Source organism: Sulfolobus acidocaldarius DSM 639, from assembly GCF_000012285.1.
In the GTDB taxonomy this organism is placed as follows: domain Archaea; phylum Thermoproteota; class Thermoprotei_A; order Sulfolobales; family Sulfolobaceae; genus Sulfolobus; species Sulfolobus acidocaldarius.
Map to the genome: position 1 here is coordinate 439,981 of NC_007181.1, position 25,112 is coordinate 465,092.

General features: G+C 35.5%; 31 protein-coding genes, 4 tRNA genes and 2 pseudogenes. 9 read left to right on the forward strand and 28 right to left on the reverse strand.

Annotation, left to right across the window (positions count from 1 at the left end):
- Positions 1-201: 201 nt before the first annotated feature.
- Positions 202-354: pseudogene (locus tag SACI_RS11540) on the forward strand (putative integrase); the annotation flags it as partial.
- A 28-nt stretch (positions 355-382) separates the two neighbouring features.
- Here SACI_RS11540 and SACI_RS02565 read toward each other — a convergent pair.
- The 3 genes from SACI_RS02565 to SACI_RS02575 all read right to left on the reverse strand — a co-directional run bounded on the left by SACI_RS02565 (position 383) and on the right by SACI_RS02575 (position 2,144).
- A tRNA-Gly gene (locus SACI_RS02565) sits at positions 383-458 on the reverse strand.
- Positions 459-574: 116 nt separating this feature from the next.
- A complete protein-coding gene (locus SACI_RS02570) occupies positions 575-979 on the reverse strand; it encodes a hypothetical protein (protein WP_011277438.1) in 405 nt (134 codons plus the stop codon).
- 61 nt (positions 980-1,040) lie between these two features.
- Entirely contained in the window at positions 1,041-2,144 is a 1,104-nt protein-coding gene (locus SACI_RS02575; protein WP_011277439.1) for an S-methyl-5-thioribose-1-phosphate isomerase, read from the reverse strand.
- A gap of 71 nt (positions 2,145-2,215) precedes the next feature.
- Between SACI_RS02575 and SACI_RS02580 the strand changes: the two genes are divergently transcribed.
- A tRNA-Gln gene (locus tag SACI_RS02580) sits at positions 2,216-2,288 on the forward strand.
- Between the two features lie 37 nt (positions 2,289-2,325).
- Here the strand turns inward: SACI_RS02580 and SACI_RS11805 are convergent.
- The 5 genes and pseudogenes from SACI_RS11805 to SACI_RS02600 all read right to left on the reverse strand — a co-directional run.
- Positions 2,326-2,466: pseudogene (locus tag SACI_RS11805) on the reverse strand (putative integrase); the annotation flags it as partial.
- Between the two features lie 154 nt (positions 2,467-2,620).
- Positions 2,621-3,598, reverse strand: coding sequence for a DHH family phosphoesterase (locus tag SACI_RS02585; protein ID WP_011277440.1), 978 nt, complete (start codon positions 3,596-3,598; stop codon positions 2,621-2,623).
- Between the two features lie 16 nt (positions 3,599-3,614).
- Positions 3,615-4,217: a cysteine hydrolase family protein gene (locus SACI_RS02590; protein WP_011277441.1), complete on the reverse strand. Its 603-nt coding sequence runs from the start codon at positions 4,215-4,217 to the stop codon at positions 3,615-3,617.
- 25 nt (positions 4,218-4,242) lie between these two features.
- Positions 4,243-4,833 carry an endonuclease V gene (locus SACI_RS02595; protein WP_011277442.1) on the reverse strand — a complete coding sequence of 197 codons (591 nt, stop codon included), beginning with the start codon at positions 4,831-4,833 and terminating at the stop codon, positions 4,243-4,245.
- Positions 4,818-5,285 (reverse strand): protein-tyrosine phosphatase family protein, encoded by a 468-nt coding sequence (locus SACI_RS02600; protein ID WP_011277443.1) that lies wholly within the window; start codon positions 5,283-5,285, stop codon positions 4,818-4,820. Before SACI_RS02600 ends, SACI_RS02595 begins: the two co-directional genes overlap by 16 nt.
- A 70-nt stretch (positions 5,286-5,355) precedes the next feature.
- Between SACI_RS02600 and SACI_RS02605 the strand changes: the two genes are divergently transcribed.
- Positions 5,356-6,141, forward strand: coding sequence for a KaiC domain-containing protein (locus SACI_RS02605; protein ID WP_011277444.1), 786 nt, complete (start codon positions 5,356-5,358; stop codon positions 6,139-6,141).
- Here the strand turns inward: SACI_RS02605 and nadC are convergent.
- Both nadC and SACI_RS02615 read right to left on the reverse strand, forming a co-directional pair.
- Positions 6,133-6,969, reverse strand: a complete 837-nt coding sequence (gene nadC / locus SACI_RS02610) for a carboxylating nicotinate-nucleotide diphosphorylase (protein WP_011277445.1) — start codon at positions 6,967-6,969, stop codon at positions 6,133-6,135. The genes SACI_RS02605 and nadC overlap by 9 nt on opposite strands.
- Positions 6,969-7,535, reverse strand: a complete 567-nt coding sequence (locus tag SACI_RS02615) for a GMP synthase subunit A (RefSeq protein WP_011277446.1) — start codon at positions 7,533-7,535, stop codon at positions 6,969-6,971. The genes nadC and SACI_RS02615 overlap by 1 nt, the downstream gene beginning before the upstream one ends.
- Before the next feature lie 66 nt (positions 7,536-7,601).
- Here SACI_RS02615 and SACI_RS02620 point away from each other — a divergent pair, with 66 nt between their 5' ends.
- Entirely contained in the window at positions 7,602-9,053 is a 1,452-nt protein-coding gene (locus SACI_RS02620; protein ID WP_011277447.1) for an L-aspartate oxidase, read from the forward strand.
- Positions 9,040-9,507 (forward strand): NUDIX hydrolase, encoded by a 468-nt coding sequence (locus tag SACI_RS02625; RefSeq protein WP_011277448.1) that lies wholly within the window; start codon positions 9,040-9,042, stop codon positions 9,505-9,507. The genes SACI_RS02620 and SACI_RS02625 overlap by 14 nt, the downstream gene beginning before the upstream one ends.
- 21 nt (positions 9,508-9,528) lie before the next feature.
- Here SACI_RS02625 and SACI_RS02630 read toward each other — a convergent pair whose 3' ends face one another.
- A complete protein-coding gene (locus SACI_RS02630; RefSeq protein ID WP_011277449.1) occupies positions 9,529-10,887 on the reverse strand; it encodes a RuvB-like helicase in 1,359 nt (452 codons plus the stop codon).
- A 105-nt stretch (positions 10,888-10,992) separates the two neighbouring features.
- Between SACI_RS02630 and SACI_RS02635 the strand changes: the two genes are divergently transcribed.
- Complete coding sequence (locus SACI_RS02635) at positions 10,993-11,856, forward strand: carbohydrate kinase family protein (RefSeq protein ID WP_011277450.1); 864 nt, start codon at positions 10,993-10,995, stop codon at positions 11,854-11,856.
- Entirely contained in the window at positions 11,853-12,917 is a 1,065-nt protein-coding gene (locus SACI_RS02640; RefSeq protein WP_011277451.1) for a DNA polymerase IV, read from the forward strand. Before SACI_RS02635 ends, SACI_RS02640 begins: the two co-directional genes overlap by 4 nt.
- Here the strand turns inward: SACI_RS02640 and SACI_RS02645 are convergent.
- On the reverse strand, positions 12,894-13,334 hold the full coding sequence (locus SACI_RS02645; protein ID WP_011277452.1) for a hypothetical protein: 441 nt from the start codon (positions 13,332-13,334) through the stop codon (positions 12,894-12,896). The genes SACI_RS02640 and SACI_RS02645 overlap by 24 nt on opposite strands.
- Positions 13,335-13,348: 14 nt before the next feature.
- Here SACI_RS02645 and rtcA point away from each other — a divergent pair, with 14 nt between their 5' ends.
- Positions 13,349-14,356, forward strand: coding sequence for an RNA 3'-terminal phosphate cyclase (gene rtcA / locus SACI_RS02650; protein ID WP_011277453.1), 1,008 nt, complete (start codon positions 13,349-13,351; stop codon positions 14,354-14,356).
- On the opposite strand, the gene SACI_RS02655 is transcribed toward rtcA, so the two are convergent.
- The 6 genes from SACI_RS02655 to SACI_RS02680 all read right to left on the reverse strand — a co-directional run bounded on the left by SACI_RS02655 (position 14,343) and on the right by SACI_RS02680 (position 18,947).
- A complete protein-coding gene (locus SACI_RS02655) occupies positions 14,343-15,347 on the reverse strand; it encodes an alcohol dehydrogenase catalytic domain-containing protein (protein WP_011277454.1) in 1,005 nt (334 codons plus the stop codon). The genes rtcA and SACI_RS02655 overlap by 14 nt on opposite strands.
- 5 nt (positions 15,348-15,352) lie before the next feature.
- Complete coding sequence (locus tag SACI_RS02660) at positions 15,353-16,636, reverse strand: glutamine synthetase family protein (RefSeq protein ID WP_011277455.1); 1,284 nt, start codon at positions 16,634-16,636, stop codon at positions 15,353-15,355.
- Positions 16,637-16,691: 55 nt separating this feature from the next.
- On the reverse strand, positions 16,692-17,468 hold the full coding sequence (gene taw21, locus SACI_RS02665) for a tRNA 4-demethylwyosine(37)-methyltransferase Taw21 (protein WP_011277456.1): 777 nt from the start codon (positions 17,466-17,468) through the stop codon (positions 16,692-16,694).
- On the reverse strand, positions 17,422-18,570 hold the full coding sequence (locus SACI_RS02670; protein ID WP_011277457.1) for an amidohydrolase family protein: 1,149 nt from the start codon (positions 18,568-18,570) through the stop codon (positions 17,422-17,424). The genes taw21 and SACI_RS02670 overlap by 47 nt, the downstream gene beginning before the upstream one ends.
- A gap of 79 nt (positions 18,571-18,649) precedes the next feature.
- A tRNA-Gly gene (locus tag SACI_RS02675) sits at positions 18,650-18,740 on the reverse strand.
- Positions 18,741-18,855: 115 nt separating this feature from the next.
- Positions 18,856-18,947 (reverse strand) — tRNA-Phe (locus tag SACI_RS02680).
- 188 nt (positions 18,948-19,135) lie between these two features.
- Between SACI_RS02680 and SACI_RS02685 the strand changes: the two genes are divergently transcribed.
- Positions 19,136-19,669, forward strand: a complete 534-nt coding sequence (locus SACI_RS02685) for an archaemetzincin family Zn-dependent metalloprotease (protein WP_011277458.1) — start codon at positions 19,136-19,138, stop codon at positions 19,667-19,669.
- Here SACI_RS02685 and SACI_RS02690 read toward each other — a convergent pair.
- The 10 genes from SACI_RS02690 to SACI_RS02730 form a co-directional block, all read right to left on the reverse strand.
- Positions 19,646-20,065: an archease gene (locus SACI_RS02690; protein WP_011277459.1), complete on the reverse strand. Its 420-nt coding sequence runs from the start codon at positions 20,063-20,065 to the stop codon at positions 19,646-19,648. The genes SACI_RS02685 and SACI_RS02690 overlap by 24 nt on opposite strands.
- Before the next feature lie 113 nt (positions 20,066-20,178).
- Complete coding sequence (gene cedA2, locus SACI_RS11810) at positions 20,179-20,337, reverse strand: DNA import protein CedA2 (RefSeq protein WP_011277461.1); 159 nt, start codon at positions 20,335-20,337, stop codon at positions 20,179-20,181.
- Positions 20,338-20,352: 15 nt separating this feature from the next.
- Positions 20,353-21,135 carry a DNA import protein CedA gene (gene cedA / locus SACI_RS02695; RefSeq protein ID WP_011277462.1) on the reverse strand — a complete coding sequence of 261 codons (783 nt, stop codon included), beginning with the start codon at positions 21,133-21,135 and terminating at the stop codon, positions 20,353-20,355.
- Positions 21,136-21,372 carry a DNA import protein CedA1 gene (gene cedA1 / locus SACI_RS02700; RefSeq protein ID WP_011277463.1) on the reverse strand — a complete coding sequence of 79 codons (237 nt, stop codon included), beginning with the start codon at positions 21,370-21,372 and terminating at the stop codon, positions 21,136-21,138.
- 28 nt (positions 21,373-21,400) lie between these two features.
- Positions 21,401-21,949 (reverse strand): (d)CMP kinase, encoded by a 549-nt coding sequence (cmk, locus tag SACI_RS02705; protein ID WP_011277464.1) that lies wholly within the window; start codon positions 21,947-21,949, stop codon positions 21,401-21,403.
- Positions 21,946-22,209 (reverse strand): 50S ribosomal protein L34e, encoded by a 264-nt coding sequence (locus SACI_RS02710; protein WP_011277465.1) that lies wholly within the window; start codon positions 22,207-22,209, stop codon positions 21,946-21,948. Before SACI_RS02710 ends, cmk begins: the two co-directional genes overlap by 4 nt.
- A 22-nt stretch (positions 22,210-22,231) precedes the next feature.
- Complete coding sequence (locus SACI_RS02715) at positions 22,232-22,666, reverse strand: hypothetical protein (RefSeq protein WP_015385456.1); 435 nt, start codon at positions 22,664-22,666, stop codon at positions 22,232-22,234.
- Positions 22,667-22,680: 14 nt separating this feature from the next.
- Positions 22,681-23,265 (reverse strand): adenylate kinase, encoded by a 585-nt coding sequence (locus SACI_RS02720; RefSeq protein WP_011277467.1) that lies wholly within the window; start codon positions 23,263-23,265, stop codon positions 22,681-22,683.
- A gap of 3 nt (positions 23,266-23,268) precedes the next feature.
- Positions 23,269-24,660 (reverse strand): preprotein translocase subunit SecY, encoded by a 1,392-nt coding sequence (secY, locus tag SACI_RS02725; RefSeq protein WP_011277468.1) that lies wholly within the window; start codon positions 24,658-24,660, stop codon positions 23,269-23,271.
- 16 nt (positions 24,661-24,676) lie between these two features.
- Entirely contained in the window at positions 24,677-25,111 is a 435-nt protein-coding gene (locus tag SACI_RS02730; RefSeq protein ID WP_011277469.1) for an uL15 family ribosomal protein, read from the reverse strand.
- Position 25,112 lies beyond the last annotated feature (1 nt).

Here is a 25,112-nt window from a genome sequence, read left to right on the forward strand (position 1 = left end):
TAAATTAATTCTAGCTACTTCATTGAGACTGAGTAAAACATAAATGTTGGTGTGTAGTTTTTGCGGTAAAACTCAGAAGAATTTTTGGCCCTTTAAGAACCTTTAATACTCGTTTTTCAACTTTATTAATGGTTCAGCGATTTCTCACGTATTACGAATCGTTATAAATCATGATAGATAACTATATTACTGGACTTTAAAATGGCGAAAAGTAAGACGCGTTATAAACACGGCGACTATATTATACGTGAGATTAAAGGGCGATATTATGTATATAAGCTAGAGAATGTAGGCGGTGACGTAAAGGAACGTTACGTGGGACCTTTAGACAAGATCGTAGAGTTTTACATTAGCAGTGGGGGTGTGGGGGTATCCCCCACAATGCGACCGCCGGGATTTGAACCCGGGACCTCCTGCGTGGCAGGCAGGCGTCCTAATCCAGGCTAGACTACGGCCGCAGGCAGATATACTATATAATCATTTAAATTATAAATTTTTCCGCGTTAGCCCTTTGAGTTGAAATATATAAGCTAAGACGAAGACCAAGATTAAAAAATAATTTTATTTTAGATAATTAAATCGTTGGGTTACCGTTTATCACTATTTGTATAGGCCCCTTGAAATCAGACATTGGAGCAGTTATAGTTACATTAACCAACATATAACTTCCACTCTTTATGTCAAATGGTGTAGGTGGATTTGTGGAAAATACCTGAAATGGTGAGGACACTGTTATACTACTTATTTCTGTAGTGGCTATTCCAGATGATATGTTAAGTGTTATAGTAAATTTTTGTCCACCATGAAGATTTATAGTAGTGTTAGAATAGTTTGTTTTAATATACTTTATAAGTAAATTATTCTGATAAGTAACATATACACCGGTAACAGTTACACTATAAAAATAACCGCTAAAATATAGGTATGCCACCGCTGCTATCAATATAATTGCTATTACCGCTATTACAGCTCCTTTCATTTCATATTTCTACATATCTAAAAATATTTAAAACTATTCCATACATCTATCTATAAGTTACCTATTTTCCCAGCATTCTCCGCATATTTTTATCGAAAGGAGGATAGATAATTCCATACTCTGTTATTATTGCAGAAACATATTTAGGTGGTGTTACGTCAAAGACTGGGTTGTAAACCTTTACTTCTTTGGGGCTAATATAGACTCCCTTTATGCTTCTGACCTCATCTGGGCTACGCTCCTCTATTTTCACCTGATCTACTGTACTTATCATATCAAAGGTTGAAGAGGGAGCTAGAGCATAAAATGGTATGCCAAGTTCATGAGCTATAACAGCCTCTTTAAATGTCCCAATTTTATTGAAAACATGCCCATCAGACAGTATCCTATCTGCACCGACCATAACACTGTTTACCATTTTCTTAAACATAACTAAACCTACAGCTGTATCCGCAATTAACGTTACAGGTATATTCTCTTCCATGAGTTCATAAACAGTTAGCCTACTTCCCTGAAGCCATGGTCTCGTCTCAGGTGCAATAACAGATACTTTAATCCCTAGAGCATTGGCTAATTTTGCTGGGGCTAGAGCCGTGCCTAATCCAGTCCCGGTAGCTAAACCACCTGCGTTACATTGCGTGAGTATTGTATCACCGTCATTTACCTTTTCTATACCGTATAGTCCTATCTTTAATTCAGCCTCATATTCCTCTTCAAATATTTTATTTGCTTCAATCTCTAGCAGTTCTTTAAGTTCTTTGACACTCTTTGCATTTCCCTGTTCCACTAGGTCCTTAGCTTTATTAAGCATCCTAGAGGTAGCCCACATTAAGTTTACTGCAGTAGGTCTTGATTCGTCTAATATTTTTTTAGCTTTTGTCAGATCACTTATGGCTTTTTCTAGTGAGATACTATCTTGAATAGCTAATACCATACCATAACCAGCGGTAATTCCTATTGCCGGTGCTCCTCTGACTTTCATAGTTCTAATGGCATCTGAAACCTCCTCTACCTTAGTTACATCCACGTAAATCTTCTCAAAGGGCAGACGCGACTGATCGAGGAGTGTTAACTTAGTTTTATTCCAGATTATTGGAAGTAATTTAGGTTTGAATATTTGCTTTATCTCCTCTAACTTTACCATTGGTATTAAAGGAAAATGCAAAAATATTAAACTTGTCTATAGAATTGAAGATGAAAGAAAGCTTTTTAGTTAAATTTCAGCAAAGTATATTTAGCCGGGTCGTCTAGCGGTCAAGGATCCAGGGCTCTGGCCCCTGGGACCAGGGTTCGAGTCCCTGCCCGGCTACCTTTGTGGGGATACCCACACCCCCATTCCTCACGTAAAATTTTACTATCTTATCTAAAGGACCAACATAAGTTTACTTCATTTTATTTCCTTCAATCTTCTCTAAGGAGTAAAGATAATACCGACCGTAGACCTCCCTTATTCTTATATCACCAAATGAGAAAGTCTTATTACCCATATGTTTTTATCAGACCTGCACTTTTTAAGACTTGATAATTATCAAATCTTGCCTAGAGTTGAAAACTCATAAGCTGTATAGCTCAACATTTTATTCCATTAAATGTTATCAACTAAAATCAGGCTGGTTTATGGCATACTAAGTCCGGAAAACTTTAGCTGCTCTTTCTGATGTTTTTTTCATACTCAACAAACCCCACTTCCTTTATCACATTCCTTACTACGCTAGAAGCCCAGTCTAACATGGGTTTTCTATATCCGATCTTGTTCAACAATTTTCTCCAAAAAGGCGCATTTAATCCTGCACCAGCAGCCAGTGGATGACCTCCCCCACCTAACTTCTCAGCGAATCTTCTTATATCTATAATGTTACTCCTAAACGATATTGATTTACCATTAACTGAGGCGAAGACTATTGAGTTGTATCTATTCATGAGATATTGTGAGGCATAACTAATATCTGGTGGACCTTTCCACCTCACAGCCACTACAACTTTTCTTCCATCTATTTCTAGTACTCTTATATGTTTGTGTAACTTAGAGTATCCATTAATTTCTCTATCTACCTGGTCTTCAAGTATTTTTTCAAATTCTTCATCCCAAATAACTCCGTTGTAAAATTTGTTGATTAGATATTCCTTCCACTTAAAATCTTTGTTAGATTCGACTATTCTTCTAAGCTTTTCACCTAAGGGATCATCGTGAAGCCAGATATCAACTGCACAATCCGCTTTGGCAAGCTTGGATGATACCTCGTCATCTGGATTCAAATTCTTGTTAATAACTCCTGCACCACATGTTGTCACATCATGATATACTGTAACGCCAATTTCTCTAAGTTTGGTCTTCCATTCATCTTTCCAGACATGATGATCGAACCACTCGATCTCTGCACCCTCTGTCTGTAGTCTATTTAATTGAGTCAGAATTTCATTTAGGGTAGATTGGTTTATACCTATGTCTGCAATCATGATCTTTTTTATTCCTCTTAACTCTAATGATTTCAAAAGATTGTGTATTTTCGTAGGTTCGGTAAAGAATACTTTAGTTGGTAATGATCCGACGGCTCGTGCATAAACTGCTGCAGAAGCAGTACCGTCAAAATCGTTGTGAACTATAGCATAATAATCCATACTGGTGTTATTTTCGTCATAAATTAGTAATAAATTTAATTGAATCAGAATTTCCTATCCTGCCTTTATATAAGAAATTGACTTGTCTAAGAGTAGAATAGTAATCAAAATCTGTAATTGCAGATATTCCATCCTTAACCAACGTCACATTATACCATCTAAGTGCAGCACTACCTGCAGTATGAAGCACGCATATATTAGCTACTGTACCAGTTATCACAACGTTCTTTATTCCCTTAACCCTTAATATATAATCTAAAGGACTTTCAAAAAATGCATCATATCTATATTTTCTCACTATAAAGTCTTCTTTATCCGGTGTTAATTCCTCAATTATCTCAGCTCCCCATGATCCAGCTAATGCATGTTCCCCCCAGATTTTAAACTCTGGATCATCTTTCATGTGCCAATCCTGCGTGTATATTATCAAAGAGCCTGAATCCCTAGCCTTATGAATTAAGCTCCTTATTGGATTGATTGTAGACTCAGCATTTGGTACATATAATTTACCTTCTCTTCTTACAAAATCATTTTGCATATCAACGATTACCAAAGCAGTGGTTTTTGGGTCTAACTCTATAACCTTTTCCTCAGGGATATCTGGCACATCTATTTTCATATGTTATAATACGAACACATGTTTTTTATTCTTTTTTCTTTAGCTCTTTTGATAATTTATCAGCTAATGCAAGAACTTTTGGGTATCCATTCCTTGACAGTTCTACGACATCATCTATATCTACTTTATTTCCTATACTATAATAGTATTTACCTACTTTAACTCCAACCTTATCACCATTAACAACTATAAAGTTTGTAGAACCCTCCTCTACTATGTCCCCATAAAGTTTTGACTTAGCGACTCCGATAGTAGGTTTGTCTAATATCACACCTATTACACTTGCAATACCACTTTTCCTAGGATGCGCCATACCATGACCATCAACCAATATTAGATCACATTGGAAGCTCTCTACAGCTTTAATCATCAAAGGTGCTTCTCTCATAAACAGATATCCAGGTATATATGGGAAATCCACTTTTCCTTTAACATATTTATGAAAATAGTCTTTCCCATCAAACATCACCGACACAGCATACCCTATATTTCCCTTATAAGCTATATCAACACCACATAAATTCTTTATATTTTCTATACCTAATCTTTTTATGGTTATGTTTTTCGATATAAATATCTGGAGCTTAGAAAGAAATTCTATCATAAAATCTTCCATTTATCTTTCATCTTTTCTACTTTAAATACAAAAAGTTCCTGCTCATAAGTTTGAACTGCTCCAGGTCTTACTCTTCTAACTTCTTCAATAGCCTCTTCTGCACTCATATTCTCCTCTAAAACTAGATAACTGGCTAGGATTGTCCCGGTTCTTCCTATGCCCCCAACACAATGAACTAAGTTTCCTTTATCTTTTCGTAACCATTTATAGATCTCAAGAAATTGATTTTCACTAGGTGCACGCCCATCTGGAATAGGAGAGTATAAATATTCTATATTAAAGCTCTTAAGTACTGATATATAGTACTCTAGGCTACCCCATGCTTCATCAATCTCAAACTCTTCCGGCAATACTAAGACTCTTTTCACACCCTCATTTATCCATCCAATTATTTCATCCTGTGTATAAGGAATGGCTGATCCGCCTATGACATGCTTTTTTACCCAATACATGTCTTCATCACTCTGAAGATCCGCTGTTCTTCATCTGTGTTTTTAATGTAACAAGAGTTAATATAAATTTGTGATAAGATTATCAACAGGTATATATGAGTTCGACAAGCTTATTGAAGGAGGAATACCTCAAGGTTTTTTTGTAGCTCTGACTGGTGAGCCTGGAACTGGTAAGACAATATTTTCTCTTCATTTCGTTGCTCAAGGGTTAAAGGAAGGAAATCCCTGTGTTTATGTGACAACAGAGGAAAGTAGAGATTCTATAGTAAAGCAGGCTAAGCAATTCGGCTGGGACTTTGAAGAACACTTGGATAAAAAGCTGATAATAATTGATGCATTAATGAAGGAAAAAGATGATGAATGGTCGCTTACAGAATTAACAGCTGAAGAACTCATAAATAAAGTGATTTTGGCTAAGCAAAAATTAGGTCATGGTTATGCGAGGCTTGTAATAGATTCAGTTAGTGCACTATTCTTGGATAAACCAGCTCTTGCTAGAAAGATTAGTTATTATTTAAAAAGGGTGCTAAACAAGTGGAAGTTTACTATCTATGCCACGTCACAATACGCCATAACAACCTCTCAAGCCTTTGGATTTGGTGTCGAACATGTTGCCGATGGTATAATTAGGTTTCGTAGAAGTGTAAAGGATGGAATGCTACGTAGATATATCCTTATCGAGAAAATGAGACAGACTAATCATGATAAGTATATATGGGAAATAGATATTAGGGAAGGGAAAGGAATAGTTCTAATCGGAAAACTAGACCTGAGGCGGGAAGACACATCTTTACCCAAAAAAGTAATGGATAAAATTAAGGAAGCTGAATCAAGGAAAGATATGGAATTAAGTTAATTTCTCTACATCCATGGATAAATCTAAGGATCTCACGCTATGAGTTAAATACCCACTGGAAATTATATCAACACCAGTTTCTGCATATTCCTTTACATTTTCAGGGGTTATCCTACCGGAAGCTTCCAATAGTACTTTGCCCTTTAACATTTTAACCACCTCCTTTACTTCCTGAGGACTAAAGTTATCTAACATAATTATGTCTGCACCAGCTTTGTATGCCTCAATTGCATCATTAATATTAGAGACTTCAACCTCTATTTTCTTTGAGAAACTTGTGATCTCTTTGGCTTGCTTTATAGCATCCTTGACGTTTCCTATAATAGAAATGTGATTGTCTTTTATTAGTACCATATCATATAATGAATACCTATGAGGATCCCCGCCACCTATCTCTATGGCATATTTCTCAAAAATTCTTAGACCAGGCGTAGTTTTTCTTGTCCCAGCAATTATCACTTTAGGATTTATCTCCCTGGCTATATTTACCATCTTTCTGGTCTCTGTAGCTATTGCTGAGAGCCTACTCAACATGTTTAAAACTAGTCTCTCTACTCCTAATACGGCTTCAGCATCTCCTTGGAAAATCAATATGTTCTCCCCTTTACTAAATAATTCTCCATCTTTTCTATAATAATCTACCTTTAAACCTAAATACTCTAGAAATGGTATTATAAACTTGTTGCCTGCCAAGATGCTTTTATTCTCCTTCGAAAATATTATTCCTTTTACTTTCACACCTCTAATTACTCTACTTGTAATATCCTCAGGATAAAGATCTTCCTCAAGTAACTGCAAAAGCCTATTTATGACTAATTTTTCAATCATTATTTCCTACATATCTTAATGAAGTTTTTAAATACTTCAATTCCTTTTTCTGTGTGTTTTACTTCAGGGTGAAACTGTACTCCAAAAATTGAGTTGTCATTATTTACCATTGCTTGAACTTTGGCGTTCTCACTACTAGCCAGAATTCTGAAACCTGATGGAGGTCTCACAACTTCATCATTATGACTTTCCCATGCTTTTATACTAGGTTTTAATCCTCTAAGTATCGTATCTTCATCCACTATATTAACTGTAGTTAGACCATACTCTGGTTTATTGGCTTTCCTAACTTCGCCACCTAGGACCTTTGCTATTAGTTGATGACCTAGACATATTCCCAACTTCGGCACATTCAGACTTTTGACATAATCTGGTGCAAATCCCATCTTATCTAACTCATTAATAACTGAATAGGGACCTCCTCCAAATACAACAGAATCAAATTCCTTCAATTCTTCAACTGATTTATCAGGAGTTATTGCTACTGCTTCTAATCCAAGATATTTCAGGTCTTTTACTATTAAATGGTTGTATTGACCACCAAAATATATTACAGCAACTTTCACGGTCTATTAATTTCTTGCTAAAATTAAAACTTTTATATCCCTTGTCCGAACTTATGTTCGGTCTAATTGATCTATATTCTAGGCTCTGGTATAGCCGGATTATCATCAGCTATATCCCTAAAATTAGCAGGACATAAAGTAACCATTATAACCAAGAAGATAGATGGCGGTTCTACGCCTATAGCTAAAGGAGGTATAGCAGTTCCACTAGGTGTTGATGACAGTGCAGAAAAACATATACAAGATACATTAAGAGTTGGTAAAAATCTATGTGATTACAAGATTGTGGAATATGTTGTAAGGGAGGGTCTGAAAGTTGTCGAAATTCTTCAAAAATTAGGCTTTAATTTTGATAAAGATTTACGACTCGAGGGAGGGCATTCCTCTAGAAGGGTACTACATAAGGGGGATGAGACAGGTAGAGAGATTTGGAACTTTCTATATAAGAAAGCTTTAGATTTGCATATACCTATCGTAATAGATGAATTAACACTTATTCTATCGAAGAATAACAAGGTATATGGGTTTGCCACCAGAAATAGAGGTAGAATAGAAAACATAGACAAATTAGTTCTAGCAACAGGCGGTTATGGTTACTTATTTGCTTATACTTCTAACAAGGAAACTAATTTAGGAGAGGGTATTGCTCTAGGGTTCAAAGCCGGTGCTTTAGTAAGTGATATGGAATTTATTCAATTCCATCCAACTGTTACAAGTTTAGATGGCGAAGCATTCCTTCTCTCAGAGACTTTAAGGGGAGAAGGTGGTATAATCGTAAATGAAAAAGGGGAAAGATTCTTATATAAGTATGATGAGAGGGGTGAACTAGCCCCTAGGGATATTATTGCCAGAGCTATCTATTTTGAAATGATAAATGGACATAAGATATATATGGATTTAAGTAAGATAGAGGATTTTGAAAAGAACTTCCCTACCTTATCTAATTATCTCAGAAGGCATGGATATGACCATCAAAGCTCCTTAATACCTATTTTCCCTGGAGCCCATTACACAATAGGTGGTTTACGTGTTAACCTCAAGGGTGAGACAAATGTGGAAAATTTATACGCAATTGGTGAGGTAAGCGATTCAGGATTACATGGAGCAAATAGATTAGCTAGTAACTCCTTATTAGAATCTTTAGTCTTTGGATTTAACTTACAAAATTATGTTGACGAATGTTGGGAAGGAGTACAAGCATCTGGTGGGATAACTTATGAATTACAGGTTAGAGAGACTCGTGACGAGAATACAATTAATGTGAGAGATATACAGAAAATAAACTGGGAAAGTTTAGGAATTGTAAGAAATGAAGAAGCGATTAGGAAGGCAATAGAAGTTTATCGACGTCATTCAACTAACGAAGCTATCATATCCCATATGATTGGATTGGCTTCGTTAATAAGATCAGAGAGTAGAGGTGTACATTTTAGATCAGATTATCCTGAAGAAAAGGAAGAATGGAATGGCAAAAGAATTTACTTTTTGATGAGCAATAAAGAGTATGGAAGATTGTAAAGCTGCAGTAGTAGCTTTAATCTCGAAGGTAGGAAAAATTCTAATAATAAAGAGAAAGGAGAAACCCGGTGATCCATGGAGCGGACATATGGCTTTACCTGGAGGAAGGAGAGAAGACCACGAGGAATGTGAAAGTACTGCCATAAGAGAATGTTATGAGGAAGTTAGAATAAAGCCTAGGAATCTAATAAGAGTTGGTATATACTCACCTAATAATGCGCCTGATATGAAAGTATCAGCATACATAAGCTGTGTTGAGGAGGAACTTGAGCCTATAGTTCAAGAAGAAGAACTTGAAAAAGCAATTTGGATTAGGATATCTGACTTAAAGCCAGGAGATAAGGCTTTTTATTACGAGAACTATAGAATATGGGGTATGACTTATCGAATATTAAATGATATAATTCAAAAGAAATTATACACAGTTTGTCAGTCCGGCAACAATTCTTCATAGGTCCGTTCCGTCGACCATTCATCATTTCAATAATAGATTCTCATATTCCTTTACATATTTTACGCTTCTCTTACTATCACTAAATAATTTTGAGACCTCTTCTATATCTTCAGATTTAATACTCTCCCTCCCTTTCCTTTGGGCTACAATGTAAGCCGGTTCTATAAGTTGAACCGCATATCTTAAACTGTTTTCTACTCCTAACTTTGTTAGTAAGACTATTGCATCTTCATCAAGTTTTACGTCTATCTCGTTAGCCCTAATCTTTACTATTTCTCTTATCTCACTCTCATTGTATGGTCTGGTCTGAATAATCAATAATCTATCTAGCAGATCTAACGGAATTCCATGAGGAGATTCTATATCTGTGCCCCTTATCTTTGTTATACCTCTGTTAGTAGCTAGTATTAGGATTGGAGCTAGTTCTGACTCCAAGGTCTTCGTCAAGAACGAGAACGCTTCTATATCGAGCATATGAGCATCATCAATGAATAGTACTCCGGGTACCAGTTCTGCATCTCCTCTGTTTACCATATCTTTAACAAGCCTATCAACTTGCTTTCTTATATCTTGGTTTATCTCTCTCTCAGTGAAAAAGCTAAATAATGCGGTAATTGAAATTGATTGCGCAGCTAGATTAAGATCTAAATCATGAAGAGTTACTGTAATAGTTATATCCTTTTCCTTCTTAATAGAGCCTGTAGGAATATCAACTTGTCTAACAACTTCAATATCATAGCTCTTTGCACCTTCAAACCCCTTGGCTCTTCCTACCTTTGTAACTTCACCGGTTTCAGCATCTATCCATATTACATCACCTTTCTTTACATTCAATTTCATGAACTGTTCAGCAATTGCATCACCAACATTTAAGGTTCGTTCATCGTCCTTAGTACTTAAAACGATCTGTGCTTCTCTCGGAGAAACGTAATATGGATTGTACCTACTTCTGGCTACCTTAAGTTTGACGTCCTTAACTACACCTTCATAGACTGTTCTTTTCTGCTTTATCCTAACTCCCATTGACTTTCTAATAACTTGCGTTAGTATCTCAGTTTTCTTGAGCTCTGTAGAATAAACCTCAGAGGCATTTATAGTGGTAAATGGGGTATCCTCTCCTAGCTCTTTTGCAATGGCTACAGCCAATGCTGTCTTTCCTGTTCCTGGTGGACCTACGAAAAGTATTCCCTTACCTGCCATTTTACCTTGTCTAATTAACTGAACCACTATACCAGATGCCTCTCTGGCTTCAACTTGTCCTACTAGACCATCTGCAATGAACTTTGCTTTACCCTTCTCGTCTAAACCTAAACCAGTTATATGACTGTGTATACTTGCTTTTTCCCTTTCTATTTTCTTAATCTCTCTTATCTGGGCCATTCCATAAATTATATAAAAGAGTGGATTTTTGAAATTTACTTAAGTGATGACGATCTTTGGGTCTGAATTGTGAGGATGTGGCGGCTAACTGAGAGGTAGGTAGGAATGAAACCACTTCACTTGTCAGTAGGCAGGATAAACATTGATATTATAGCTAAGATTAACAAAATACCTGATATCGATGAGTTTGAAACAACAGATACACTAGAAATTTTACCAGGTGGAGCAGCAGTTAATTATGCTGTAGCTATAAACAAATTTGGTCACAGTATTAAGATTTTATCTAAGATAGGCAAAGATTCACTTGTGTCTTATGTACTAGAAAGGATAGCAGAAATGGGAGTAGGACTTGATTACGTAGAGGAAACAAACTTACCACAGAGCATGGCATTAATATTTTTGAGAGATAACGGAAGCATTTCAATGGTCAGGAAGCTAGGCTCTTCAATTCTCCTTGATAAAGAGGATATAAAGAAAGTCTTCGGGCTATTTGATGTTATACATTTTGCTTCAATTTCTCCGGATATTGTTGTTAGGGATCCTTACGCTAAACTTATAACTTATGATCCAGGTCCAAATAGTTCAAAAATTCCTGAAAATTTTGGGAATGCAGATATAATATATTTGAATGAGAGGGAAAGCACTAAGGTTAAGATAGAAAGTCTTAAAGCACGATTGATCGTAATAAAAATGGGATCGAAGGGAGCTAAAGTAATATCAGAAAATGAAGAGTGCTATTGCGAGCCATATAAAGTTCAAACTGTTTTAGATACAACAGGTGCTGGAGATGTTTTTGACGCCGCATTTAATTATGCGTATGTGCAGGGATACTCAATAGAGGATACTCTTAGATTCGCTGTAACTGCCTCTGCACTAAAAGTAATGAGAATAGGAGGGATAAATTCTCCCACTAGAGAGGAAGTTATGAATGCCTTAAATGCTTATACACCAAATACTAAATGTAAATGATAGTGATATTCGTTGATTTTGATTATTTCTTCGCACAAGTAGAGGAAGTATTAAACCCACAATATAAGGGAAAACCACTGGTAGTTTGCGTATATTCCGGTAGAACCAAAACGAGTGGGGCTGTAGCCACCGCGAATTATGAGGCAAGAAAATTAGGAGTAAAGGCGGGAATGCCTATCATAAAAGCTATGCAGATTGCACCTAGCGCAATATATGTGCCTATGAGAAAACCGATTTATGAGGCATTCTCAAATAGGATAATGAACTTGTTAAACAAACATGCTGATAAAATTGAAGTAGCCAGTATAGATGAGGCTTACTTAGACGTAACTAATAAAGTAGAAGGAAACTTTGAAAATGGAATAGAATTAGCTAGGAAAATAAAGCAAGAGATACTTGAGAAAGAAAAAATAACAGTCACTGTCGGAGTCGCACCTAACAAAATTTTGGCAAAAATAATTGCTGACAAAAGCAAACCTAATGGTCTTGGTGTAATTAGACCGACAGAAGTACAAGATTTTTTGAATGAATTGGATATTGACGAAATTCCGGGAATAGGAAGTGTTTTGGCTAGGAGACTAAATGAATTAGGCATACAGAAATTGAGAGATATTCTAAGTAAAAATTACAATGAACTTGAGAAGATTACCGGAAAAGCAAAAGCCTTATATCTACTAAAGTTAGCTCAGAATAAATATAGTGAACCTGTAGAAAATAAAAGTAAAATTCCTCATGGAAGATATTTAACTTTACCCTATAACACAAGAGATGTGAAGGTTATATTACCCTACCTAAAGAAGGCTATTAATGAAGCATACAATAAGGTTAATGGTATTCCAATGAGAATAACTGTTATAGCTATTATGGAAGATCTAGATATTCTAAGTAAGGGAAAAAAGTTTAAGCATGGAATATCTATAGATAATGCTTATAAAGTTGCTGAGGATTTACTTAGAGAGTTGCTGGTCAGAGATAAAAGAAGAAATGTACGAAGAATAGGAGTAAAATTAGATAACATAATAATCAATAAGACAAATTTATCTGATTTCTTCGACATTTAATTGCAACGAGTTAAGGATTTTGCTTAAATCAGGATTTCCGTACGCGTAAACGTAATTTATAAAACCTCTTACTCCCCTTTGAGAAGTATCAACGTCCTTTAATATCTCTATATCGAAGTAAAATGGTATCCTATCTGTAACTGACCTATTATCTATATGTATTATCTTTGATAGTTTATCCATGTCTTCTTTAATAGCACTCACTTCAACCACTGCCTTCTTTCCTTTAATAGCAGTTATATCATTCATTATCTCATTATATTTATCCAACACCAATACAAGTCTAGCCATTCGTCCTCCTGGAACATCCTCATAAAAATTTAGTGATAGTAGATATTCCCTATTCCTAGTTATAGGCAATATTATTAATTCCTCTACTCCTAGTATGTTCACGACAGGTTTTATTTTCACATTCATTATTATTCACCCCAATGATAGAGATAGATGGTTCCTTTGGAGAGGGTGGTGGACAGATACTTAGAACCTCATTAACTTTATCATCCCTTACTAAAAAACCCTTCAGAATATATAATATTAGAGCTAACAGACCTAAACCCGGCTTACAAAGACAACATCTAACTGCAGTAAATGCTGTAAAAATATTAACAAATGCCACGGTAAAAGGAGATTACGTAGGCTCAACAGAGCTAATATTTAGTCCTGGTGATATACAAGAAAAGGGAGACTTCGTCTTTGATATAGGCACTGCGGGAAGTACGACATTAATACTTCAAACAATCCTACCACTCCTTTTGAACAGAAAACTTACTGTAACAATCAAAGGTGGTACAGATGTACCAAAATCACCCTCAATTGATTACATAAGGTTAGTGTTCAGCAAAGTTTTAGAGAGAATTGGTATAAGTTTTAATGTAGAATTAATAAAGAGAGGACATTATCCAGAGGGAGGAGGAGAAATCAGAATAAGTAACGTAAGGGGAGAGCCACAACGCTTTTCTATAACTGAATTTGGACAGTTGGAAGGATTTGTAGGCATATCTCATGTTTCATCTTTACCTGTGCATATAGCAGACAGACAAAAATCATCTGCAGAGAAAATCCTTAGAAGACTTAAGGATAAAATAGATATTCGGTTAGATGTTAGAGAAGGTGAAATAAGTAAAGGGAGTGGTATATGTCTATCTGCAATAGGTAAGTACGGGATAATTGGAGCTGATGCGTTAGGTGAGAGGGGTAAAAGAGCAGAAACTGTAGGAGAAGAAGCTGCTCTAAAACTTTTAGAGGAGCTTAAGACCAATGCAGCCTTCGATAGCCATATGGGTGATATGTTAATGCTGTATGCCAGTCTATATCAAGGCGAATATACGGCGTCAAAATTAACCTTACATTCAATAACGAATGAGAAAGTCATAAGAAAATTCATTGATATTAAAGGCGAAATAAAGGGAAGCAGTCCCTTCCTTTTTAGGGTACAATAACTGCCCTTCCTACTACCTTACCTTCAGTTACATCAGTAATAGCCTCATTTATATCCTCTAGCTTATACACCGTGGTAAGTGTATCAATCTTACCCTTTAAATAAATATCTAAAATATGTTTTAGATCTTGAAGGCTACCATAAAGTATCCCTCGTATTCTTAAACCTCTAAGAACTAGTAATTGTTCTTCCGCTCTAAGGACTCCACCAAATTCCCCAATTATTCTTAATTCGCCTTTTTTATTCAAGAGCCAGGGTGATTCGGCTAAGGTTCTCGTTGAGCCTACATAATCTAAAATATAATCGAATTTCTTCCCTGGGAGCAGAGAAAGATAACTATCTTCTTCTCGCTTAATTGATATAACTTCATCTGCACCTAATTTTTCTGCACTATCAAGTTTTAGTTGATTCTCACCAATTACTGTAACATCCACATTTTTTAGCTTCAAAAGCTGTAAAGCTATCAGTGCTACGGCACCAGTTCCTATTATCAGGACTTTAGAATTCTCTTCTAAATCCTTAACACTATTATAAGCAGTCAACCCAGCATCGGCAAGAGGTGCTAACTTTATTGGATCTGAGGTATTAACCCTAACCAGATTGTCGCCATCAGGAATTTTGACATATTCAGCAAATCCTCCGTTAAGGTTTACTCCTATAACTTTCACTTTTTCACAAAATTGATACTCTTTAAATTTACAGTATTTACAATTTTTACAACCAAAGGCGTTATATACTAAAACTAGATCATTTTTCTTAATTTTATCATGGTTGCTTTGAAGTACTCTTCCAACAACTTCATGACCAAGTATTATGGGAAGATTTACCTGAATCTGAGAATCCCATTCTCCCATAGCTATATGTATATCTCCATGGCATAATCCAGTTGCCGTCACTTGTAATAAAACTTCAGAGCTCTCATTTATTGAAGGAGAGTCAACCTCTGATATTCTCAGTGGTTTTTTATATTCTTCAAGAACTGCTGCCCTCATTTATTTTACCAACCAGACTTAAGATACGCATTAATTTCCCAATCAGTAATTTCGCCCTCATAATCCTCTATTTCTTTGTTCTTTAATTCAACAAACGTATTTATGATCTCCTGACCTAAATTATATTTTAATTTTGTATCTTTATCTAAACTCTTTACCGCTTCCCTCAAACTCGTAGGAAGTATACCAAGGCTTTGATTTACTTCCACATCTAAGTTTCTCTCTATCCCATCTATACCTGAAAATATTAGGGATGATAGTAGTAGATAAGGATTCGCTAAAGGATCTGCTAGCCTAAACTCTATGATACCATAATCCTTGTATGTCACTGGTATCCTTAGAACAAAGTGTCTTTCTGTGCCTACTCCCATAATTGTAGGAGTAACTACCTCTTTAAACCTCTTATAGGAATTGATTGTAGGTGAAGCTATAGCAATTATGGACGGTAAGTGTTCTATTATACCTGCAATAAAATTATATAATATCTTACTTAACCCTAGACCTTTACTATCATTTGCGTCAACTCCCACCGGATTGTTATCCTTGTCTAGTATTTTAAGGAAAATATCCATGCTACTGCTAGGATAGTTCCTAAATGGTTTTGGCATAAATGTCGAATAAGCATTATACAATCTAGCTGTGTCTCTTATAGTTTCCCTTGCGAATATTAAAGAGTCTGCAGCTTCCAATACATCGCTCAATGAAAATGTGATTTCGTATTGACCAGGACCATAGTGTTTATTTACTGATTGTACTTTTATGTTACTACTTCCGAGATTTTTTATGAGATCTTTTAATAGGTTTTGTTCCTCCATTAAGCCTTCTAAGGAAAATGCTCTAGCTTCGTCTGCGGGAACCGCTCTACTATCCTTAAACTTTATCAGATAGAATGTTGGCTCGAATGCAACTTGTAACTTTAAACCTACTTCTTCCAACTTCTGTATTCCTTTAATTAATAAGGATCTTGAGCATAAGGGATGAGGGGACCCATCGATTTGTGTTAAATAGCTTAATACTCTACCTGTTCTTTCTAGATAAGGGATTACACTAAATGTGGCTAAATCTGCCTGTGCAAACATATCCGCATATGTTGATCTTATAGGTTCATCTCTGTAGTCAAGTAGAATCAATGATTCAGAGTATTCGACTCCCCTCTCATTTAGAACTTTTTCAAATTCTGCTCTTCTCAGGGAGCGACCCCTTACATTTCCAAGTATATCTACAAACACCACTCTAACATAATCTATTCTTCCAGATTTAAGTAGCTCCAATATTTCATCCTTAAGCAATCTGATCGGATTTAAATAAGACTATACATATAAAAATGTTTAAGATAAGCACAATTTACTTTCTAATATCTAGGACAACATGATAGGTCTTTGGATTAACGCTTCTTACGACCCTTGCGAATTCGACATTAGGGTACTTTCGTTTAGCTATTTCCACAGGATCTTCGTTTTCATTAACTGACACCTCGTCATATAAATGCAGAACACCATCCTTCCTAAGCCTTTCGATAGCTACTTTGTAAGCTTCATAAGACCTTTCAGGCAATGGAGATATTATTCTATCTGCAACTGGCAACGAATAAATTTTCTTAAAAGCATCTCCGTAAATTGGTATTACATTAAATGTTTTGTTCAAGTCCACATTAACCATCATATAATAGTAAGCATAAGGATTAATATCTATAGAATAGACTACGCTGGGTTTTCCTAAAATACTCGAGATAATTGAAAAAGGACCGAATCCTGAAAACATGTTTATAATTGTTTCACCCGGCTTTACCAACCTTGCCACTCGCAAATGCTCGTAGGATAATTTAGAGGAGAAAAATACCTTCGTTACATCGAGAGCGAATTTACAACCGTTCTCCCTATATATCGTTTCACTTCGTCTTTCACCTGCTAAATGAATGGTCGTTGATAATCTATAATCTCCATTTATATCTCTATATCTACCCCAGACACTTTTCACATAATTGATATTCTGCATAATTTGCTCTGCGTATTTCTTAACTTCCTCAAGATTTTCATTAAATGGAATTCCAATTAATGCTATATCTCCTAAGATCTCAACTTTTTTCCAAACTCCTAAGTCTCTCGCCAACTTTTTTATCAATTTCTTCGACCCTCTTTATGGCTTCTTCTACATCCTTTAAACCTACATTTAATGGCACACCACCATCTAAAACTGCCTCACCATTCACGAAAACTGTCTCAATATTATAGCCACCGTAAACTAGATTATCGTATGGAGATGCATAATCTAATGGGAATGAGGGTGGCTCCCTGAATTCAAGCACAATTATATCTGCTGACGAATCTTTCAGAAATACTCCTGCGTTTATATTCAATTGCTTATAACCCCATTCAGTTACAGCCTTAAACGCCTCTTCAGAAGTAAGTAATAATCTGTTAACTGCAACGGACATTTCATGTCTTAAATCGAAATTTGGAACTAAGTCTAAAGCCATAGAAGGTTTAAGTTCACTGAGTGGAAATATAGATGTTTCAAATGATGGAGTGAAACTTAATTTCAGATTATTGTTTTTAACTGTGTCAAAATCTCCTCTCCCACCTCCTCCTAGTGCTATAACCGTGTTTGGGATATCCTTGAATTGACTTAAATCTACGTGTCTGTCAACGAGTACAGGTATCTTATATTCTCTAGCTATTTCAAAGACTTCAATTGAATCCTGAGGTTCACATAAACGTAATATAACGTTATTTGAACCTTCATGACTCCATCTATTGTATAATATTCTAAACTCTTTTTCCCAATTTTCAGGCGAGTTATTACAGCCAACAGGAACTGCGATTATAGGCTTTAGCCCTACATTTATCACAGCCCTTGCAACATTATCATTATATCTATCACTAAATACAACTGTTGTAACCCCTGTTCTCATTAAATGATATGCACCAAGTAATGCAAAATAGTATACATCAGACTGAGACATCGTAGACATTAAACTGTTAGCATTTATCCTACCAGAGAATATCCTGTATCTAAATGGGTATAGAGAAATGTAAGTATGCAAAGTAATGAAACCCGGTGCAACTAACCTATCCCATCCTCCCACATTCAACTCCGCGTCCTCATAACCAATGGGCTCCTCTTGACTTACGACATCTATCTTTGATCTATCCACACCTATGTAAATCTTCTTCAAAGGTTTTTCAGCACCTAGTACTATTCCTCCCCTTATTATGGTCTTCATATTTTAAAACTTCATAAAGGAGATATTAAAAAGTGATTAGAAACAGTAAATACCCTTATCTCATCTAGAGAAGTATGAATGCGGCCGCCGGGATTCGAACCCGGGATTGCTGGCTTTCCACTCTAAAGAATGGGAGGCCAGCGTCCTAATCCAGACTAGACGACGGCCGCAATATTAATATCTTTTTCAAGCCTATTTAACCTTTAATGATGAAAAGAGGGTCGCATGATAGATGATGACCGCTGGAAATACTGAAATAAGTATGTAATAAAGTATAAGCCGTGATGCCGCCGCGGGGACTTGAACCCCGGACAACCCGGTCACTGCGAGTATTAAAAACTTCAGCCGGGCGCTCTCCCGGGCTGAGCTACGGCGGCATTATTATTATTTACATATGACTTTATAGGTTTATTGGTTATTATTTTATCTTAAGGGGTCGGGCGACACCCTATAGAGATTCCCTAATCATGGGGGATTACAGTGAAATAGGGTCTCCAGAGGCCCCTACACTAATTTTTTAAGTAATTGTTTGAATACCTTTTTAACCAGATTCTAGGTGCTCAGCGTGTATAAAGTTTTGCTAATTAGACTTACCAACCTAGATAATCTGATAGTAAATAGTGTAAGAACACATCTAATGAATATGGGATTTGAGGTTGAAGTAAATGAGGAAATTTTTCATTTGAATGCTGAGTTATTTAATTGGGAAAGATGGCAGTATAATGCTGATAAATTATTACAGTTAGTTAAACTAACCTTTGAAAGATACCCTTACGATGCCGTTATAGGTATAGGAGAAGCAGATGGTTTTTCAGATGGTCTTAATTTTGTCTTTGGTCTTTCTACGAAAAAATATGGTTTAGTTTTTCTATCCAGATTAAAGGAGGAATTTTATGGTAGAGTAATTAACTCAAGTCTGTATATAGAGAGAACTCTAAAGGAAGTTACACATGAATTAGGTCATACCTTAGGATTAGGTCATTGTAATAATAAGGAATGTGTTATGAACTTCAGTGTTTCAGTAGAGGATGTAGATAAAAAAGGCAAATACTTTTGCACATCATGTTCCGATAAATTAAATATCAACAACAAATCTTAAAATATAAGTTCCATCGTTCTGACTTATCAGCATCTCATGGTATGTCATTGCTTTCACTACAGTTCTCCTTTCATGTTTTTCAGGATTGAACTTTTCACCATATGCTTTGCCCTTGAGGGTCATATTGTTTAAATCTATACTAACCTTAAATTTACCAAATAAAAGTAAATCTGAATCATAATATACGAGTAAACTTTCTATCCACCTATATAATAAGTTCTCTAAATCTGAACCTATCTCCTCTATCTCTACCTCCACCTTATATTCTATTTTACTTGTATCAGTCATAACTTCAAAAACGGCTAGTGCTGCGCTTTCAAATGCCTCCTCTAAACTTCTACCATATGCTATTATTCCTATATCTGCAGTGTGATCAAAGAACTCGAATCGAGTCATAAATTATATAAACTTTATATGCATTTAACATTATCGAGGAAATATGGGTGGAAGACAAAGAACAACATTATTTATGACAAAGGAAGTAAAGAAAGAAGCTAAGAAAAAAGCTTCTACTGGTGAACAAACCGCTCAAAGATAATTTTTACGACTATATAAATTATAACAGCTACAGTTATACCACTTACTAAAATTTGAACGTTTTTAGTGTAAATATACACTAGTATTGAATTTAAAAGTAATAACATACTGACTAAAAGATAAGACTTCATTGTTCTCACCGTTTCCTAAAATACGTCAATTATTAATGGTAATCTACTACCGTAGCCTGATACTAGACTAGCAACGCCCATACTAAAGCCTACTAGTATAAAAATATAAATAACGGGACCTATTACGAGAGATGTAATGATAGATGGTACTACATGCACATAATAATCAATAATTGCACTGGCATTCTGTGGAGGAGTGTTCAGTTCTTGTGTAGGAAGCATTTGGAAAGCTGCTAGAAATTGAGGCAAATATGGTAAACCTACATAAAAGACTATACCACTTCCTATAAAGGCACCACCTACACTTCTTCCTATTCTAAATGGTATGGACAAAAATAATACTCCTGTCGCAATAAACACAGCCACGTATTGATATACTATTTTAGAGACAGCTATAAGCGTTGAAGTAAATGTTAGTGCAGAAGTGATTACAGTTAGAAGAGCACCAAATGGTACTACTTGAATTAAAGCTGAAACTTCAGGTACTGCATTACTGGCAGTTAATATTGTTTTAACCATTAGATAGAGAGATTGTTCTATGTATAGAATATTGTTTAACCAACTAAAATAGCCGTCCCAGGTAACACCGAGAAGAGAGAGTAATTCCCCAAGGAACAATAGAACACCTAAATATATAGAATTCCATACAACTACGTAAATTGAGTCAGTAATCAGTCTCGGTGCCCATTTTTTTACACCGTATACAGGTACTGGTAATGCGTAAATTGCAGCACCAATAAAATAAGTCAATGACGCTAATAACTGTGAATAAAATAAAAGTTGAAAAGGATTTAGCATTCATGACACCTGAGAAGCTATATAAGATATTAGATAGAATATCGTACTTCCTATTGCGAGAAAGAACGCAGCTATTATAGCGTCTTCTAATAAGTCTTGTCCTCCTCTTTTTATCCTGAAAATAGGTATAGGCGATCCTCTAAGAGCCCAACCTATAGCCCATGCCAATATAAATAAACTCCAACCTATCTCTGTAACTGTACTTGTTAAATTTTCAATAAAGGTTACAAGGGTCATTTATCATTCAGGATAAATATTTAATAAATCAATGGGACAGAGCCGAGTGTAAGTTTTTACGTGAGATAACTCCTAATATGATATCTGCAACATCCTCCGGTAATAAGTAGCTTGTATTTATTACTAGGTCGAAAACCGACAAGTCTAATATGTCTATACCATAATATCTCAAAAACCTTTCCCTATGACTCCTCTCACGTTTTATAATTTGAATTATTGCCTCGTCTTCAGAAATATGATCTCTGCTAGCTATTCTCTTGGCTCTAACATCAAGAGGAGCCCTTAAATATATAGAGAGATCAGATAGATTATGAAACAACCAACCTCCTATATGGGACTCGATTATTACATTGTCTTGACTTTTAATTAATTTGAACATCTCTAAATCTATTTTTTTATCTATTTCGAAATCGTCTTCAGCTAACTTATTTAATTTTACAATATCTATGTTCATCCGCTTAGCTAGATCTCTAAAAATTAAACCCGCTGATACGTATTTAATTGAAAGCTTTGATGATAATATTTTTGCTACAGAAGATTTACCGCTACCAGGCGGACCACTTATTATAATTTTCATGAAATCCCTCTTATAGTCATTTTAATTAGAGATTCTAGGCATTTATGACATAAGTATCCGCCATAAACCCTTTCTGGTCTTTTCTCCGTCTTGCTATATTTATACGTATAATTATTTTTCACGCCATTTAATGGTTTCTTACACATACCACAGCGTGCAATATTGTCTTTTCTTCTTTCATAATGTATCGTTGATTTCCCAGAGGGTAGCTTAACAAAGACTTTCCTAAATGACCCTGATCTTTGTTGTGGTGAAGGCATAATAAAATGTTCAGATTATAGCTTAAATAAGCTTTGGTCTTCTCAACGATAGAGGAGTAAATACCAAAAATGATACTATGTAAACAATTAATGTACTTATAGCTGGTTTACCGCCTACAGCAGCTGTTAATGGTGACTCATAGGGAAAATATACATATGGTGGCACTATCAAGTATAAAATGAGGAATAACCCCACTATGTAAGTGGCCATCATAAGCATAGATTGCAAAAACATGTAGCCACGAAGCTTAGATTCATATACGTTTAATTCTTTTGAAACACTCTTCATAGCTTTACTTCTCCTTTTAGGAGAAGAAATAGAAGAAATTCTTTGTTCATACTTCTTAATATATTCAATAGTACTCTTCATCCTCGATTGAAGATAGAACCTGTATGCCAAATAGACTATCATATTTAAAACGAAAGATATACCAATTATGTAAAAAATTGTTATCATAGAAGTTCACACAATTACTTCATAGACCTTATTATCTCATTAGCTGCTATACTAGGATCTCCTTCCACGTTTACAATTACCTTAACAGTAGAACCGGCTAATACTGCAGAAGCAGTAGCTGCATATCTAGCGAAGTTTATGGTTTCTAATATAACTGATTCGTCACTATAATCATTTCTATTCCTTGTTGTATCTCTCTTTTGCCTTGATAATATTATCTTAGGATCAGCTTCCAGTAAAAAGATAACAGACGGATTTATTTCTGTAATTACATATGACGGTAAACCAGGTAAATATCCAGAGGGTGTACGTATCACAGCATGCGTATCTATGAACAGATATCCTTCTCCACCTGCTCTTGCCTCTTCAGCTATACCTTTAGCCGCATCAATCTGCAATTTCTTCTGCTTTTCTACAGATAATTTTCTCATTTCGTCTCTATCTTTAGCATAGCCTAATTTTAATGCTGTTGCTAACATAAAATCTCCATAATTTATGATCTTGTTATTTATACCTTGATTATCCAATATCTCTTTAACTTTAGCCAAGACAGTACTTTTCCCTACACCAGGAATTCCAGTTACAATACCAATCTTCATACCTTACTCACCCACAATTCTCTTTAACAATGGATACATCTCTAATGTTCTCTCATACGCTAATAAGTTATAGTACTGCATAGCTATGGTAATAGCTAATAATAGACCTACACCTGTACCATAAGTACCCAAGAAAGTTGCTACTACAGCAATTAAACCTACAATTAAAGAACTAAAGAAGCCCAATGCATATATATACTTGCTTAATATCCCCTCTATTATCCTTGGATTAGTTCTCATTCCAGGTATTTCTATACCGGATCTAATCATTTGCTCAGCCTGTGTCTTAGGATCTAATCCTGCAACATCTATCCATAACATACCGAAAACTATTGAGAGAACAATAAATACTGCAGCATATATTGCTGCTCCTACTGGATCTACTACTAAAGCATATACACTATGAGGAACTCCCTGCGGCGGGAAGAAAAATGCGTTAGCAATATCTGTAAGTATTCCTGAGGCTGAATTTGAAATGGAATTTGCTAAAGATGCAAAAAGTTGAATATCAGCACCTAACACGCTTACAAATATAACAGGTATGCTACTTACATATAGAAAGTTCAGTGGAACTGTTGTTCTTATTCCCCTTAATCTTTGAGTTGTAACGGGAATGTAAATGTTAGTATTAACCAAATATACTATCAGGATAGTTAAACCAACAGTAGCTATCAAACCAATTAAATCTGGTTGATATGGAGTCGTAGAGCTTGTATTTAGGACTATTTCTTGTAAGTTCCTTCCCGATGTGATATAACTTACTAATAGAGGGAAGAAACCTACAGGTAAGTTCTGACTCTGTACGGAGACTATTCCAAACATGTTCCAAAATATCACTTTCATAATTCCTGCCATTATGAACAAACTTACACCAGATCCTAGTCCCCAACCTTTTTGTATCATCTCGTCAAGCAAGAGTATAATGTAGCTTGCAATTATTAGCTGGACAACCACTATTATAGGTAGTAATATATTACTTGTAGCCCTAGTAAAAACATATCCGAATAAAGAAGACTCCACTATAATAAAAATTAGCGCCAATGCTTTTTCTGCCTGTGTAAATTTAGATTTCCCTTCTTGAGTTGTTAAATCTACATTTATTAGTTTAGAACCAACAAGTATCTGCATTATTAAACCTGAAGTAATTACAGGACCTATTCCAAGTTGCGCAAGTGTACCCTGTGATGAGGCAAAAATTATCTGTTGTGCTAAAAAGTTACTTAGAAAAGAATTAGAAGAGGTAACACCATATAAAGGAATTGACGCCATCAATAAGTATACTATCAATCCTATAAATGTCCATAAAAGTTTTCTAGTTAATGTAGGCTTATCTTTCGGCTTAGAAACCGCTGGAAGGTTTTCTCCCATCTTGGCTAGAAAGTCCATGAAACCCATTATAATCTAAAAAAGCCTATTCACTTGAGGTTAATATAATTTCTCCTCCGATTTCTTTCACTCTTTCTTTAGCTTTTTCAGTAGCTTTAGCGACTTTTATTACTAGCGGTAACCTTAAATTGCCTCCTCCTAACAATTTATCGTAACCATATTTGGCTAAATCAACTACCTTCTTACCATTTTCTTCTTCTATTTTAATTTTATCATTATCGATATACTCCTGTAACTTTCGAAGACCAATAGCATTAACCAACTTCGAGGTCGGATTCCTAAATCCATGCTTGCCATACCAGCCCTCTCCAAATTTTACCGTCCATGACCACTTCTCCTTATGCATTCCTATTTGCCTACCTCCCTGAGCGCCTCTATCTCTGTGCTGACCCTTTGTTCCCCAACCATGAGTTCTATAACCCCTATACTTCCTGCTCTTCTTCTCTTTTCTCACTACCATA